The organism is Bradyrhizobium liaoningense (assembly GCF_018130955.1).
GTDB lineage: Bacteria > Pseudomonadota > Alphaproteobacteria > Rhizobiales > Xanthobacteraceae > Bradyrhizobium > Bradyrhizobium liaoningense_C.
Genome location: NZ_JAFCJM010000002.1, coordinates 137640 through 151301, shown reverse-complemented (window position 1 = coordinate 151301; position 13662 = coordinate 137640). Strand labels below are relative to the sequence as shown.

Below are 13662 nucleotides of genomic sequence, written 5' to 3'. Positions count from 1 at the left end.
GGTCTGTGCTCCTGGGCACGTGGACGCACGGATTTCAGCCGCTGGCCTGTTGGTGACCTCGCACTTGCACGAAATGTCTGCGTCGCATCAAGAGCGGCGATACGTTCGATAATCGGACGCTATCGTGGTGTCCATCTGCCAGCTGCCGACCTGACCGATTGCGAAGTGCCCTGCCCCTTCGCATCGGACGTAGTCTCAAGTTTAGGCAGATTTACTCGTAGATCGTCACCGTAGCTACTCACGCGAGCACCGTAGTTTTCGGCCAGCTCACGCAGCGCGCCGGCCTTGCCCGGCACCCCTGCTCTGCTCCGCCGGAGCCGCTCTAGTCCCTCCTCGATCACTCGGAGGCCCTCCCCGCGCGGGCGATCTCAATACGAGCCGGCATGTTGTCCCGGCCTGCGCAAGGCAGCGTCGAACGGGTTGATCTTCGCCGCCAGCGCCTCGGCCTCGCGCCGGAGCACCTGGACCACAGTCGGCAAACGCTCGGCATTCAGCCGCTCGACGGTGGTGCCGATGCTGATCGCGGCGAGCGGCCGCCGGTCGCGGTCAAGGATCGCAACGGCAACACCGGCCATGCCCGGCAGGAGCCCCGTCCCGCGCGCGGCGCAGCCGCTTTCCCGCACGCGTTCGATTTCGTTGCGGAAGAACACTTCGTCAAACGGGCCAAAATTGAGGAGACGCGGCAGGTTGAAGCGGATCACCTCCTCGCGTTCCGCTTCCGGCAGGTAGGCGAGGATTGCCATGCTGCCCTGCCCGACCCCGAGGATCACCTTGCCCCCGATATCGCCCGTGAAGGAGCGGATCGGCACCGGTCCCTCACAGCGATCGAGACAGACCGCATCATATCCGCTGCGCACCAGCAGGAAGACCGTGTCGCCTAACGAAGCCGACAGCCGCAATAGCGCAGGACGGCAAACCTCGCGCAGATTGCCAGGATTCCCGGCGCGGGCGGCGAGCGAAAAGAACTCGATGCCGAGCCGATAATACTTGTTGCGCGCATCCTGCTCCACGAGACCTTCATCGATCAGCATGCGGAACAACCTGTGCGCCGAAGCCGGGGTCACGCCGGCCGTCGCAGCCGCATTCGTAAGCCGCATCCCCTCGCCGCCGCTCGCAGCCAGCGCGCGCAGCAAGGCCACGGCGCGCGGCAGGCTCCCAGAAGGTCCTTCGCTGGAAACATCATCCATCAGATGAAAATACTCCCCAGCACGATGGCGCTCTCATTACACATAGCGGAAAAACGGCGCGAGGTGTTTGCGTATATTGGAATATGGCATTGACACAACGCGGAGCAAAGACCTGAATAGCAAGTCACGTCCTCGCTCCGGCAGTCCAGCCCCATGCGCGAACAGGTCTTGCGTGTCGAAGATCTCCGAGTCGAATTTCGCATTCGTGCGGAATGGTACCCGGCCGTCGACGGCATCTCCTTCGCGCTCGATCGCAACGAGACGCTCGCTCTGGTCGGCGAATCCGGCTGCGGAAAATCGGTCACCGCGCTCTCCATCATGGGTCTCGTGCCAGAACCGCAAGGTCGCGTGTCGGCGGGCCGTATCGTCCTCGACGGAACCGATCTGCGAACGATCGATGAGACGAAGTTCGAAGCTCTGCGCGGCGACCGCATGACGATGATCTTCCAGGAACCGATGACGAGCCTGAACCCGGTGATGAGCATTGGGACGCAGGTTGCCGAGGCGTTGCGCGTCCATCGCGGGATGTCGCGAGGGGATGCGGAGGCGAAGGCGCTCGCCGTTCTCGAAGAGGTGAAGATTCCGTCCGCCAAGCACCGCTTCCACGATTATCCGCATCAATTCTCAGGCGGCATGCGCCAGCGCGTGATGATCGCGATGGCTCTCGCGTGCGAACCGACGCTGCTGCTCGCCGACGAGCCGACCACCGCGCTCGATGTGACCATCCAGGCGCAGGTGCTCGGGCTGCTGGCTGACCTGAAGGGTCGGCACGGCATGGCCATGCTGTTCATCACGCATAATCTCGGCGTCGTCGCCCAGATCGCCGATCGCGTCGCGGTGATGTATGCGGGCCAGATTGTCGAGGAAGCGCCCGTGCACGAGATTTTCACGCGGCCCGCGCACCCCTATACGCGCGCGCTGTTCTCGGCGATTCCGCGCATGGACCGCGCAGAGCAGATGCTCGCCGCCATTCTGGGCCGCGTGCCCCCGCTTACCGACATGCCCAAGGGGTGCCGCTTCGCGCCGCGCTGCCCCTTGCGCCGCGAAGGGTGCGAGGCACCGCAGGTTCTGGCGGCCGCTGCCCCGCAGCATCTCGCCCGCTGTCATATCGCAACCAACACGTTCGCCAAGGAGCTTGCCCGTGCTTGAAGCATCTGGCCGGGTCGTGATGGTCTCCGGTGCGTCGCGCGGCATCGGCCGCGCCGTGGTGGAGCGCCTGTTGGCTGGCGGCTATCGCGTCTCCGCTGGCGTGCGCGATTCCCGTGGACTGGTCGAATCCGACGGGCTGATGCTGCAGCGTTACGATGCGGAGTCCTTGCCTTCGGCGGAAGCATGGATAGCGGCGACGATCGACCGTTTCGGCCGGCTCGACGGCCTCATCAACGCTGCCGCAATCAATCCGGAAGCCGATCTGACCGATCCCGACGAGACGGCGCTCGACGCCATGATGCTGATCAACGTCAAGGCGCCGATGCGGCTCATTCGACTTGCGCTGCCACACCTTGCCAAGAACGGCGAAGGACGCGTGATCAACGTCGCCTCGATGTCGGGCAAGCGCGTCCGCAATCCCAATGCCGGTTATGCAATGAGCAAGTTTGCGCTCATCGCGCTGACCCACGCGGTGCGGCAATATGGGTGGGACCACGGCATCCGCGCGACCGCGATCTGCCCGAGCTTCGTCGCGACCGACATGACCGCACATGTCACCAAATGGCCGCGCGAAAAGATGAGCGATCCGCGTGACATCGCCGAACTGATCGCGACCGTCCTGCGGCTGCCCAACACCGCAACCATCGCCGAGCTGCTGGTCAATTGCCGGCTGGAGGACATGCTATGAGATTGCAACGCCTGGCGGAGACGGGCCGGCCCGCCGTGTCATTCATGCTCGACGGTGCGCCCGTGGCCGCGCTCGAAGGCGACAGCCTGCTTACGGCCATTCTGGCCCAGAACGGCGGTTATTTGCGCGCGAGCGAGTTCGGCGACGGGCCGCGAGCCGGTTTCTGCCTGATGGGGGCATGCCAGGATTGCTGGGTGAACGTCGAGGGGGGCGGCCGCGTCCGCGCCTGCACCACCCCGATCGAAGAGGGCATGCGCGTGTCGCGCGGGATGGTGCGGCCATGAGCATCGTCATCGTCGGCGCAGGTCCGGCCGGCACCCGCGCAGCCGAGATTCTCGTCGGCGCGGGCCTGCGCCCAATCGTGATCGACGAAGCGCCGGAGAACGGCGGACGCATCTATCAACGCCAGCCAAACGGATTCCACCGTACCGCGCGCACCCTTTACGGCTTCGAGGCCAACAAGGCGCGCGCCATCCACGACAGCTTCGACCGGCTGCGCACGTCGATCGACTTCCAACCGCGAACGCTCGCGTGGAACTTGCGGCCGGGCGTGCTCGACACGATCTGCGACGGCAAGGCGCGGGCCGTGCCCTTCGCGCAGACGATCCTTTGCACAGGCGCGATGGATCGGGTGATCCCGCTGCCGGGCTGGACACTGCCCGGGGTCTTCACGCTCGGTGGATCCCAGATCTCACTGAAGGCGCAGGGCTGCGCCATCGGTGCGCGCGTCGCCTTTCTCGGGACCGGCCCCCTGCTCTATCTCGTGGCGTATCAATATGCCCGCGCCGGCGCCCAAGTTGCGGCCGTGCTCGACACGACACCCTTCGCCACCAAGGCAGCCCAAGCGTTCGGACTGATGCGCGGCGGCGCAACTTTCGCCAAGGGCCTCTATTACATCGGCTGGCTGCGCACGCACGGCATTCCCATCTTCGAAGGCGTGACGCCGCTCGCGATCGGAGGCGACGGCCAGGTCGAATCTCTGAGCTGGCGTCATGCGCGCGGCAATACGCACCAGGTGGCAGTCGATGCCGTCGCACTCGGCTTTGGGCTGAAGCCGGAGGCGCAGCTCGCCGACCTCGCCGGTGTGCCGTTCGACTTCGATCCCGTGCAGCACAATTGGGTGCCGCGCATGGATCCGAGCGGACAAACATCCGTCGACGGCGTGTTCCTTGCCGGCGACGGCAGCGGCATTCGGGGTGCCGACCTGGCCGAGGCAGCTGGTGCGCGTGCCGCCTGGTCCGTGCTGGCAGCGCGCGGCCTGGCGGTTGACGCCCGCGCCGTGGCGAGCCTCGATACAACGCTGGCAGCCGGCGCCGCCTTCCGCGCCGCGTTGGAGCGCGCATTTCCATTTCCGGCAAAGCTCGCCGCCGCCATGGCAGACGATACGATCCTTTGCCGCTGCGAAGCAATCACAGCGGGCGAATTGCGCGCGGCCGCGAATGAGGCTCTTGCGACACTTCCGCCACCGGAGGTCAATCGCGCCAAGGCGCTCACGCGGATCGGCATGGGGCGCTGCCAGGGTCGCGTCTGCGGCGCAGCCGCAGCCGAGATACTGGCATCGACATTGTCCTGCCCGGTCGAGCAGGTCGGCCGCCTGCGCGGACAGCCACCGGTGAAGCCGATCCCCATTCTTCCCGCGGAGGCCGCATGAGCACGATCGCGACCGACGTCCTGATCGTGGGGGGCGGTGGTGCAGGCTGCTCCACGGCCCTGCATCTCGCAAAGCGCCGCGCACGATGCATCCTGCTCGAGCGCGGCCAGATCGGTGGACAAGCCAGCGGCGTCAACTACGGCGGCGTGCGCCAGCAGGGCCGGCATCCGGCGGAACTGCCCCTCGCCCGACGCTCCCGCGACATCTGGGCCAGGCTGCCGCAGCTCATCGGCACCGACTGCGAATTCGAGGTGACCGGACACCTGAAGCTGGCGCGCGACCAGGCTGAGGAAGCCGACCTTATCGCCTATCTCGACGTCGCCAAGGCCAACGGACTTCCGTTGATCATGATTGGCGGCAACGCCATCCATCAGCAATATCCCTGGCTCGGCCCTGACGTCGTGGCCGGCTCGTTCGCGCCCGACGATGGCGCCGCGAACCCGCGCCTGTTGAGCCCCGCTCTGGCGCGCGCCGCGCGCGATGCCGGCGCCGATATCCGCGAGTTCACGCCGGTCGGCAAGCTCGCCCATGACGGCACTCATTTCATCGTGACATCGGGCGAGCACGAATTTCGCGCCCGATATCTCGTCAACACGGCCGGCTATTGGGGCGGCGCAGTTGCCAAGGCCTTCGGTGAGCCGGTTCCGGTGTCACCGCTCAATCCCAACATGCTCGTGACCGAACCCTTGCCCTACTTCATCAAGCCCAATCTGGGCGTCGTCGGCGGTGACGTCTATCTGCGTCAGATCCGCCGCGGCAACGTGATATTTGGCGGCGGCCGCGGGGAATCCGATCCGGAGATTCCGCGTTCGCGGCCATTGCCGGCACCAAGCTATGCAGTCATGGCGAAGGCACTCCAGCTCGTGCCGCAGCTTGCAGGCGTGCAGGTGATCCGCAGTTGGACCGGCATCGACGGCGAAATGCCAGACGACATTCCTGTCATCGGGCCGAGTCGCACGACGCCCGGCCTGCTTCATGCATTCGGATTCTCCGGCCATGGCTTCCAGCTCGGCCCGGCCATCGGCGCCATCATGAGCGAGCTCGTGCTCGACGGACGGACGGACGTCCCGCTCGAGCCGTTCCGGATCGATCGTTTTGCAGTGCATCAATCATTCAACAAGCAGGGACAGAGACATGACGCTTCGCATCACGCTTAGTGCGGCACTTGCCGCCGCCGCCCTCCTTGCGATACCCGCTTCGGCAGCGCCAAAGACCGATCTGAGGGTCGGCATGGCCGCCCAGGATGTCGGCCAGCTCGATCCTCATCGCGCGGTCAGCACGATCGACCGCACCGTGGTGGCCTGGATCTACAATGGCCTCGTGCGCTTCAAACCGGGGACGATGGATCCCAAGCAGATCGAGCCGGATCTCGCGGAAAAATGGGAATCGAGTTCCGACAAGCTCGACTGGACTTTCCATCTCCGTCACGGCGTCAAGTTTCACGGCGACTTTGGCGAGCTGACCGCCGACGACGTCGTCTTCAGCCTGAAGAGGGCGAGCGACGCCAAGACGTCAGCCTTCTCCGCCGATTTCGCCGCGTTCAAGACCATCGAGGCAACGGATCCCTACACGGTCCACATCGTCCTGGCCCGGCAAGTGCCGAGCCTGCTCGGGCTGGTCACCAACTATTCCGGTGGCTACATCGTCAGCCGCAAGGCAGTCGAGAAATACGGCGCGGACTTCACGCGCAACCCCGTCGGCACGGGGCCTTTCGCGTTTGTCTCCGACACCCCGAACCAGTCGCTCGAGCTTGCAGCCTTCGACGGCTATTTCAGGGGCAAGCCAAAGCTCGAACACGTGAGCTATCGCTACATTCCCTCCGATTCCTCACGCGACCTCGCCTTCCAGAACGGTGAAATCGATCTCATCTACGGCAAGCAGGACCAGGCGTGGATCAACCGCATCCGCGCCTTGCCGAACTCGGTCGTCGACGTGTTCGAGCCCGGCGAGCTCGCCAATCTCAATCTCAACATCACGGCCAAGCCGCTCGACGACCTCCGTGTGCGGCAGGCGATCGCCTATGCCGTCAACCGGCCCGAGCTCGTGAAGTGGCAGGGCGCCGACACCGCGCGTCCCGGCCAGAGCGTGATTCCGGCCGGCTATCTCGGTTCCTCCGGGGATGTCGGTCTCGTCAATACGGACATCGCCAAGGCCAAGGCACTGCTCAAGGATGCCGGCTATCCCGACGGCGTGACGATCAAGATCATCCACACGCAGTTGCCGCAGATGCTGGGCAGCATGCAGGTCGTGCAGGCGCAGCTGCGCAAGGCCGGCATCACTCTCGACATCCAGGTCGTCGATCACGCCACCTTCCATCAGCAGATTCGCAAGGATCTGAGCCCGATCGTCTATTATGCGGCAGCGCGCTTTCCCGTGGCGGATATCTACCTGACCCAGTTCTTCCATTCGGCCAGCATCGTCGGAAAGCCGACGGCGGTCACCAATTTCAGCCACTGCGACGTGGCGGACAAGGAGATCGACGCCGCCAAGACCGAGACCGATACCGAGAAGCAGGTCGGACTCTGGGTCGAGGCCCAGAAGAAGATCGTCGCGGCCGTCTGCGCCGTTCCGCTGGGCGAAGCCTTGCAGATCTGGGCGCACCGCACCGACCTCGACTACGGCTACGAGCTGAAGGCGTCGCTGTCGCTCGGTCCGCTCCTGACCGAAGCCACGCATTTCAAATGAGGCAGGCACGACCTAACCACGGGATCGCCCGGTGATCGGCTTCATCATCCGAAGACTGCTGGCGTCGATACCGACCCTGCTCGCGGTATTGACGCTCGTCTTCCTGCTGGTGCGCGTGGTTCCGGGCGATCCCGCGATCGCTATCCTGGGCGATCGCGCAACGCCCGAAACGCTTGCTGCCCTGCGCGCCGAGCTCGGTCTCGATCGCTGGATCGGCGCGCAATATCTCGAGTTCCTCGGTCATGCCTTGCGCGGCGACCTCGGCACCAGCATGGTCACCCATCGGGCGGTCTGGACGGAAATTTCCGAAGCCTTGCCGCACACCATCGTGTTGACCCTGGCAGCCATGGTGATCGGCTGTCTGATCGGAATTCCCGCCGGGGTGTGGGCGGCTCTGCATCGGAACGGTGCGATCGACGTGCTGACGCGCCTTCTGTCGTTGCTCGGGCTGTCCTTCCCCGTCTTTGTTTCCGGCATTTTTCTCCTGATCGTCTTCGCGTTGCAGCTGCACCTTTTCCCGGTGATCGGCAATCCACGCCCCGGCGACTGGATCGACGGCCTGCACAAGCTCGTCCTACCCGCGATAACCCTTGGCATCGTGATGGCGGCTTATGTCGTTCGCGTCACGCGCAGCTCAATGCTTCAGGTCCTCGGCGAGGATTACATCCGCACCGCGCGCGCGAAAGGCGTTCCACGACGCAGCATCATCTGGCGCCATGGCTTGTCCAACGCCCTGATCCCCGTGGTCACCGTGGTAGGCCTCTATGTCGGCATCCTCATCGGCAATTCGGTGCTCACCGAAATCGTATTCAACCGTCCCGGCCTTGGCAAAGTGATCGTCAGCGCGCTGACCCAGCGCGACTACACCATGCTGCAGGGCATGATGGTGATCTATTGTTTCCTGATCGTCGTCGTGAACCTGATCACCGACATCAGCTATGGCCTCATCGATCCGAGGGTTAAGCAATGACCGATGTGGCTGTTTCCGCACCACCTTCGCCACGGCGTGCAATGATCGGCCGGCTCTTGAGCGATCCTACGACAGTCGCCGGCGTCGTGCTCTGCTCGATCGTCCTGGCCGGCGCGCTGCTGGCGCCATGGCTCTCCCCTCACGATCCCCTCGAACAGAACATACTCGATCGCCTGGCGGGACCGGGGTCCGACTATCTGCTCGGCACCGACCAATTCGGGCGTGACGTGCTGTCACGGCTGCTTTGGGGCGCGCGGGTATCTCTGCTGGTATCCTTTCTTTCCATCGCCAGTGCCGTCGTTATCGGTGGGGCGATCGGTATGATCAGCGGCTATATCGGCGGCCGCTTCGATCTCGTGACCATGCAGGTGATGGACGTCCTGCTGTCGTTTCCCAGCCTGATCCTGGGCATGATCATGGTGGCACTGCTCGGTTCGAGTATCACAAATCTCGTCATTGCCATTGCGCTCACGGCGATAGCCCCGTTTGCGCGCATCGCGCGCGCACCGGTCCTGGTGCTCAAGGAGCGTGCGTTCATCGAGGCCGGCCGCGCGCTCGGCTTCTCGCATCTGCGCATACTGCTCGTGCATGTCCTGCCCAACATCGTCACCGACCTCCTGGTCATGGGCACGCTCTGGATGGCGACCGCGGTCCGCACCGAGGCCTCCCTTTCCTTCATCGGGCTCGGCGTCAAGCCGCCGACGCCGACCTGGGGCGGCATGATGCGGGATGGATTTGAGAACATCCTCGATTCGGCATGGCTGTGCATCTGGCCGGGCCTGGCCATTCTTGTCCTGGTTTTGGGACTGAACCTCGTCGGTGATGGCCTTTGTGACGTCACCGATCCCAAGGCGACCCAATGACCGCGTCCGAATTGCTTGAGGTCTGCGACCTCGCCAAGCATTTCACGGTGACCAAAGGCTTCACTCGCCCGGTCACGACGACAGTCCGCGCCGTCGACGGCGTCAGCTTCGCAGTCGCGCGCGGCGAGGCGTTCGGGCTGGTCGGCGAATCCGGCTGTGGCAAATCCACCGCGGCGCGCGCCGTCCTGCGTCTGATTCCGCCGGATGCCGGCCTCGTGCGCTTCGCTGGCATCGACGTGACCGACGCACACGGATCCGCGCTGCAGCGGCTGCGTCGTCGCATGCAGATCGTTTTCCAGGACCCCTATTCGTCGCTCAATCCGCGGCGCACGATCGGCCAGGCCTTGACAGAGCCGCTTGCCGTGCATGGTCTTGCCCGCGGCCGGGCCGCGCGCGACCGCGCAATCGCGTTGCTGGAGGAAGTCGGCCTGCCGCCGTCCGCCTATGACCGCCACCCGCATGAATTTTCCGGCGGGCAGCGTCAACGTGTCGGAATCGCCCGTGCACTATCTGTCGAACCCGAGCTCATCGTTGCCGACGAGCCGGTTTCCGCGCTCGACGTTTCCGTGCAGGCACAGGTGCTGTTGCTGCTGAAGGATCTGCAGGCGCGGCGCGGCCTGACATTCGTGTTCGTCAGCCACGACCTCGGTGTTGTCAGGTGGTTCTGCTCGCGCGTCGCGGTCATGTATCTCGGACGCATCGTCGAGAGCGGCCCGGTGGCACGCGTTTTCGGCGCACCGCGCCATCCCTATACACGTATGCTGCGTGATGCCTCGCCCATTCCCGACCCGGCGATACGAGGTCAGATGCCACGCATCCTCGGTGAAATCCCTTCAGCCGCCAATCCGCCCGCAGGATGCCACTTTCACCCCCGTTGCCCCCGCGCATCCGATTTGTGCCGCACTGTGTATCCGGAATGGCGGGCTGATGGTGACGGTGGTGTCGCCTGTCACCAGCCAGAGAACTGATTGGTCGTGGTCACCGCTAACGCACGTTCATCCTCCAACACCGAGACATCGCATGGGCTCGCTCCGTGGTCCGCGGCGATGCAAGATCGTAGCTTGTCACCGTAGTTGCTGGAAGTGATCGCTCCCCAAACTCAGATAGCTATAGAGTTTTCAATATCATAACGTGACTGGTTCGGAGGAGCGGATAGGCTGGCGGAAGGGGTGGGATTCGAACCCACGGTACCCTTGCGGGCACGCCGGTTTTCAAGACCGGTGCCTTAAACCACTCGGCCACCCTTCCGTTTCTGGAATTTCAGTCGCTTAACGCAGGCGGCGTGAGAAGGCAACGCGAAGTTAACTGTCAAAGGCCTGTGGCCGTTCGTCCGGAGCTTTGTCAGGCCCGCGTCAGGTTGCCGACTTACGCTTGCCCTGCCCTTGCCTCGCGCAATTCCTGAATCGGCGGCGCCTCCCAGGGAGCCGCTGGTGACGAGGCCCGGTTGGATTTGCCTCCGTTCCGGGCCTCGTCTTTAGCTCAACTCAGTAGCCGCAGCTAGCGCAGCGCGGCGCGACCGGCTGGTAATAGGAATAGCCCGGCGAGACCATCTCGACGCGCTGGCGCGTGGCGTATTGCGGCGGGATGCGCTCGTATTGCACGCCCTCGGGCGCGACCATCACGGTCTGCGGCACCATCACGGTGCGGTACTGCGCCGGCGTGCGATGCGCGACCACCGAGCCGGGCGACACCATGACGGTCTCGTCGACGGTGCGGTACTGCGGCGGCACGTATTGCTGCTGGTAGCAGGTCACGCACGGCGCCGGCTGGTAGCAGTTGTAGCAAGCGGACGCCGCAGACGTCATGGAGAGCGCGGCGAGCGCCGTGGTGAAAGCAATCGCGATCGTACGAGACATGTTGGTGGTGCCCCAGTTGCCTGAAATGATTTTTTGGATCCGAAGGTCGGCCGGGCGCAGTATACGTCGCAAAATCCGAACGCGCGGAAGTTCGTTGCGGCATCCTTAACGCGAGCGCACAATCTCGTTCGGCGCGCAAGAACTCGTTGACCATGCAGCAAACAAAAGGCCGCCTCTTCGGCGGCCCTTTGAAGTCTGTTGCCTCAGATGAAAAGACTACGTCGAGTATCCAGCCCCGGGGATAAAAACACCTACCGATCCAAACCTGCTACCCGGCCTGATCATGCTACGCCGCGCTGGCAAATGTTTCTATCGCAAAATGCGGTTCCACCGCCGGAACCGCAGATGTTCCGGTAAACCGAATCAGGCATCCCCAGCAGCTCAGTTCGTCCGCCGCTTCACCTCTCGCACCGCGCCGCGCGCGGCGCTGGTGGTGAGTGCGGCATAGGCCTGCAGCGCGGTCGAGACGTTGCGCGTGCGGTTGGTCGGCTGCCAGGCGGCATCGCCCTTCGCCTCTTCCGCCGCGCGGCGTTTTGCCAGCTCTTCGTCCGACACTTCGAGGCTGATGCTGCGGTTCGGGATGTCGATCGCGATGCGATCGCCGGTCCGCACGAGACCGATATTGCCGCCTTCGGCCGCTTCCGGAGACAGGTGTCCGATCGACAGGCCCGACGAGCCGCCGGAGAAGCGGCCGTCGGTAACGAGCGCGCAAGCTTTGCCGAGGCCCATCGATTTCAGATAGCTGGTCGGATAGAGCATCTCCTGCATGCCGGGGCCTCCTCGCGGGCCTTCATAGATGATGACGACGATTTCGCCGGCTATGACCTTGCCGCCCAAGATGCCCTCGACGGCGGCGTCCTGGCTTTCGAACACGCGCGCGGGACCTGCGAACTTCAGGATCGAGGCGTCGACGCCGGCGGTCTTCACGATGCAGCCGTCCTGCGCGAGGTTGCCGTAGAGCACGGCAAGTCCGCCGTCCTTGCTGAAGGCGTGGTCGAGATCGCGCACCACGCCCTTCTCGCGATCAAGATCGAGCTCGTCGTAGCGGCGCTCCTGGCTGAAGGCGACCTGGGTCGGAATGCCGCCGGGCGACGCACGATAGAAGGTGCGCACGGCCTCGCTCCTGGAGCGCTTGACGTCCCAGCGCTCCAGCGCGTCCTTCATCGTCGGTGCGTGCACGGTCGAGACCTTCGTGTCGATCAGGCCGGCGCGATCGAGCTCGCCCAAAATGCCCATGATGCCGCCGGCGCGGTGCACGTCCTCGACATGGACGTCGGCAACCGACGGCGCGACCTTGCAGAGCACGGGCACGCGGCGCGACAGGCGGTCGATGTCGCGCATGGTGAACGCGACCTGCCCCTCATGGGCCGCCGCAAGCAGATGCAGCACCGTGTTGGTCGAGCCGCCCATCGCGATATCCAGCGTCATCGCGTTCTCGAACGCCGTGAAGTTCGCGATGTTGCGCGGCAGCACCGAGGCGTCGTCCTGCTCGTAGTAGCGCCGCACGATGTCGACGATGGTGTGACCGGCCTCGACGAACAGACGCTTGCGATCGGCATGCGTCGCCACGACCGAGCCATTGCCGGGCAGCGCGAGGCCCAGCGCCTCCGTGAGGCAGTTCATCGAATTGGCCGTGAACATGCCCGAGCACGAGCCGCAGGTCGGGCACGCCGAACGCTCGATCACCTTGACGTCCTCGTCGCTTACCTTGGAGTCGGCGGCGGCGACCATCGCGTCGATCAGGTCGACCGCGTGGGTCTTGCCGTGCAGCTTGACCTTGCCGGCTTCCATCGGCCCGCCCGAGACGAACACGGCGGGGATGTTGAGCCGCAGCGCCGCCATCAGCATGCCGGGGGTGATCTTGTCGCAATTGGAGATGCAGACCAGGCCGTCGGCACAATGGGCGTTGGCCATGTATTCGACGCTGTCGGCGATCAGCTCGCGCGACGGCAGGCTGTAGAGCATGCCGTCATGGCCCATGGCGATGCCGTCATCGACCGCGATGGTGTTGAACTCCTTGGCCACGCCGCCGGCCTGCTCGATCTCGCGGGCCACGAGCTGGCCGAGGTCCTTCAGGTGGACATGGCCGGGGACGAACTGGGTGAAGGAGTTGACCACCGCGATGATCGGCTTGCCAAAGTCCCCGTCCTTCATGCCCGTCGCGCGCCAGAGGCCGCGCGCGCCCGCCATGTTGCGGCCGTGGGTGGTGGTGCGGGAGCGATAGGCTGGCATGTTTCCGTCCTTGTGCTTGAAGGGGCGGGGTTATTTCCGCCGCAAACCTTTCTGGCCGGATACCGCAGGGGTCCCGCCAGCGCAACGGGAACTTGGCCGAAATGGGTCAAACGGACGCATTCGCAGGGGTCCCCTGCTCCCGGCGCGGGCTCAAGCGCGATGATCAATTACAGCGTTGGATCAAGCCGAACGCACAGTCCGCTCGAGAGGCCCTCACGACCCGGCGCGGATCCGGCGTGACTAGACGCAGTTCAACGGCATCGTCGCGCACACGCGTCGTTCAAAACGTTCCTGTCCGTAGTGTCGCGGATAGAATTCCTATCAGACTTCACGTACCACCCGCGCGTCGATCGGCGGCGCTTCAAGGCATCACCTTCTGAT

Annotated in this window: 12 protein-coding genes and 1 tRNA gene; 9 read left to right on the top strand and 4 right to left on the bottom strand. The window is 64.6% G+C overall.

The annotated features are described in order from the left end of the window. Nucleotides 1-368: 368 nt before the first annotated feature. Complete coding sequence (locus tag JQ632_RS02395; protein WP_212400668.1) at nt 369-1187, bottom strand: IclR family transcriptional regulator; 819 nt, start codon at nt 1185-1187, stop codon at nt 369-371. Nucleotides 1188-1340: 153 nt separating this feature from the next. On the opposite strand from JQ632_RS02395, the gene JQ632_RS02390 reads away from it, so the two are divergent. The 9 genes from JQ632_RS02390 to JQ632_RS02350 are packed head-to-tail and all read left to right on the top strand — an operon-like array spanning nt 1341 to nt 10161. Further along, on the top strand, nt 1341-2336 hold the full coding sequence (locus JQ632_RS02390) for an ABC transporter ATP-binding protein (protein ID WP_212400667.1): 996 nt from the start codon (nt 1341-1343) through the stop codon (nt 2334-2336). Further along, a complete protein-coding gene (locus JQ632_RS02385; RefSeq protein WP_212400666.1) occupies nt 2329-3024 on the top strand; it encodes an SDR family NAD(P)-dependent oxidoreductase in 696 nt (231 codons plus the stop codon). The genes JQ632_RS02390 and JQ632_RS02385 overlap by 8 nt, the downstream gene beginning before the upstream one ends. Continuing rightward, nucleotides 3021-3308, top strand: coding sequence for a (2Fe-2S)-binding protein (locus JQ632_RS02380; RefSeq protein ID WP_212400665.1), 288 nt, complete (start codon nt 3021-3023; stop codon nt 3306-3308). Before JQ632_RS02385 ends, JQ632_RS02380 begins: the two co-directional genes overlap by 4 nt. Continuing rightward, nucleotides 3305-4675, top strand: coding sequence for an NAD(P)/FAD-dependent oxidoreductase (locus JQ632_RS02375; RefSeq protein ID WP_212400664.1), 1371 nt, complete (start codon nt 3305-3307; stop codon nt 4673-4675). The genes JQ632_RS02380 and JQ632_RS02375 overlap by 4 nt, the downstream gene beginning before the upstream one ends. After that, nucleotides 4672-5832, top strand: a complete 1161-nt coding sequence (locus tag JQ632_RS02370; protein WP_212400663.1) for an FAD-binding oxidoreductase — start codon at nt 4672-4674, stop codon at nt 5830-5832. Before JQ632_RS02375 ends, JQ632_RS02370 begins: the two co-directional genes overlap by 4 nt. After that, nucleotides 5810-7360 (top strand): ABC transporter substrate-binding protein, encoded by a 1551-nt coding sequence (locus JQ632_RS02365; protein WP_212400662.1) that lies wholly within the window; start codon nt 5810-5812, stop codon nt 7358-7360. The genes JQ632_RS02370 and JQ632_RS02365 overlap by 23 nt, the downstream gene beginning before the upstream one ends. Nucleotides 7361-7391: 31 nt before the next feature. Next, on the top strand, nt 7392-8330 hold the full coding sequence (locus JQ632_RS02360; RefSeq protein ID WP_212400661.1) for an ABC transporter permease: 939 nt from the start codon (nt 7392-7394) through the stop codon (nt 8328-8330). Next, entirely contained in the window at nt 8327-9193 is an 867-nt protein-coding gene (locus tag JQ632_RS02355) for an ABC transporter permease (protein WP_212400660.1), read from the top strand. Before JQ632_RS02360 ends, JQ632_RS02355 begins: the two co-directional genes overlap by 4 nt. Beyond that, nucleotides 9190-10161: an ABC transporter ATP-binding protein gene (locus JQ632_RS02350; protein WP_212400659.1), complete on the top strand. Its 972-nt coding sequence runs from the start codon at nt 9190-9192 to the stop codon at nt 10159-10161. The genes JQ632_RS02355 and JQ632_RS02350 overlap by 4 nt, the downstream gene beginning before the upstream one ends. Before the next feature lie 190 nt (nt 10162-10351). Here JQ632_RS02350 and JQ632_RS02345 read toward each other — a convergent pair. The 3 genes from JQ632_RS02345 to ilvD all read right to left on the bottom strand — a co-directional run bounded on the left by JQ632_RS02345 (nt 10352) and on the right by ilvD (nt 13281). Beyond that, a tRNA-Ser gene (locus JQ632_RS02345) sits at nt 10352-10441 on the bottom strand. Between the two features lie 236 nt (nt 10442-10677). After that, the gene (locus tag JQ632_RS02340; protein ID WP_212400791.1) at nt 10678-10998 is read right to left on the bottom strand and encodes a hypothetical protein; all 321 of its coding nucleotides are present in this window, start codon (nt 10996-10998) and stop codon (nt 10678-10680) included. Nucleotides 10999-11430: 432 nt separating this feature from the next. Continuing rightward, nucleotides 11431-13281 carry a dihydroxy-acid dehydratase gene (gene ilvD, locus JQ632_RS02335; protein ID WP_212400658.1) on the bottom strand — a complete coding sequence of 617 codons (1851 nt, stop codon included), beginning with the start codon at nt 13279-13281 and terminating at the stop codon, nt 11431-11433. Nucleotides 13282-13662 lie beyond the last annotated feature (381 nt).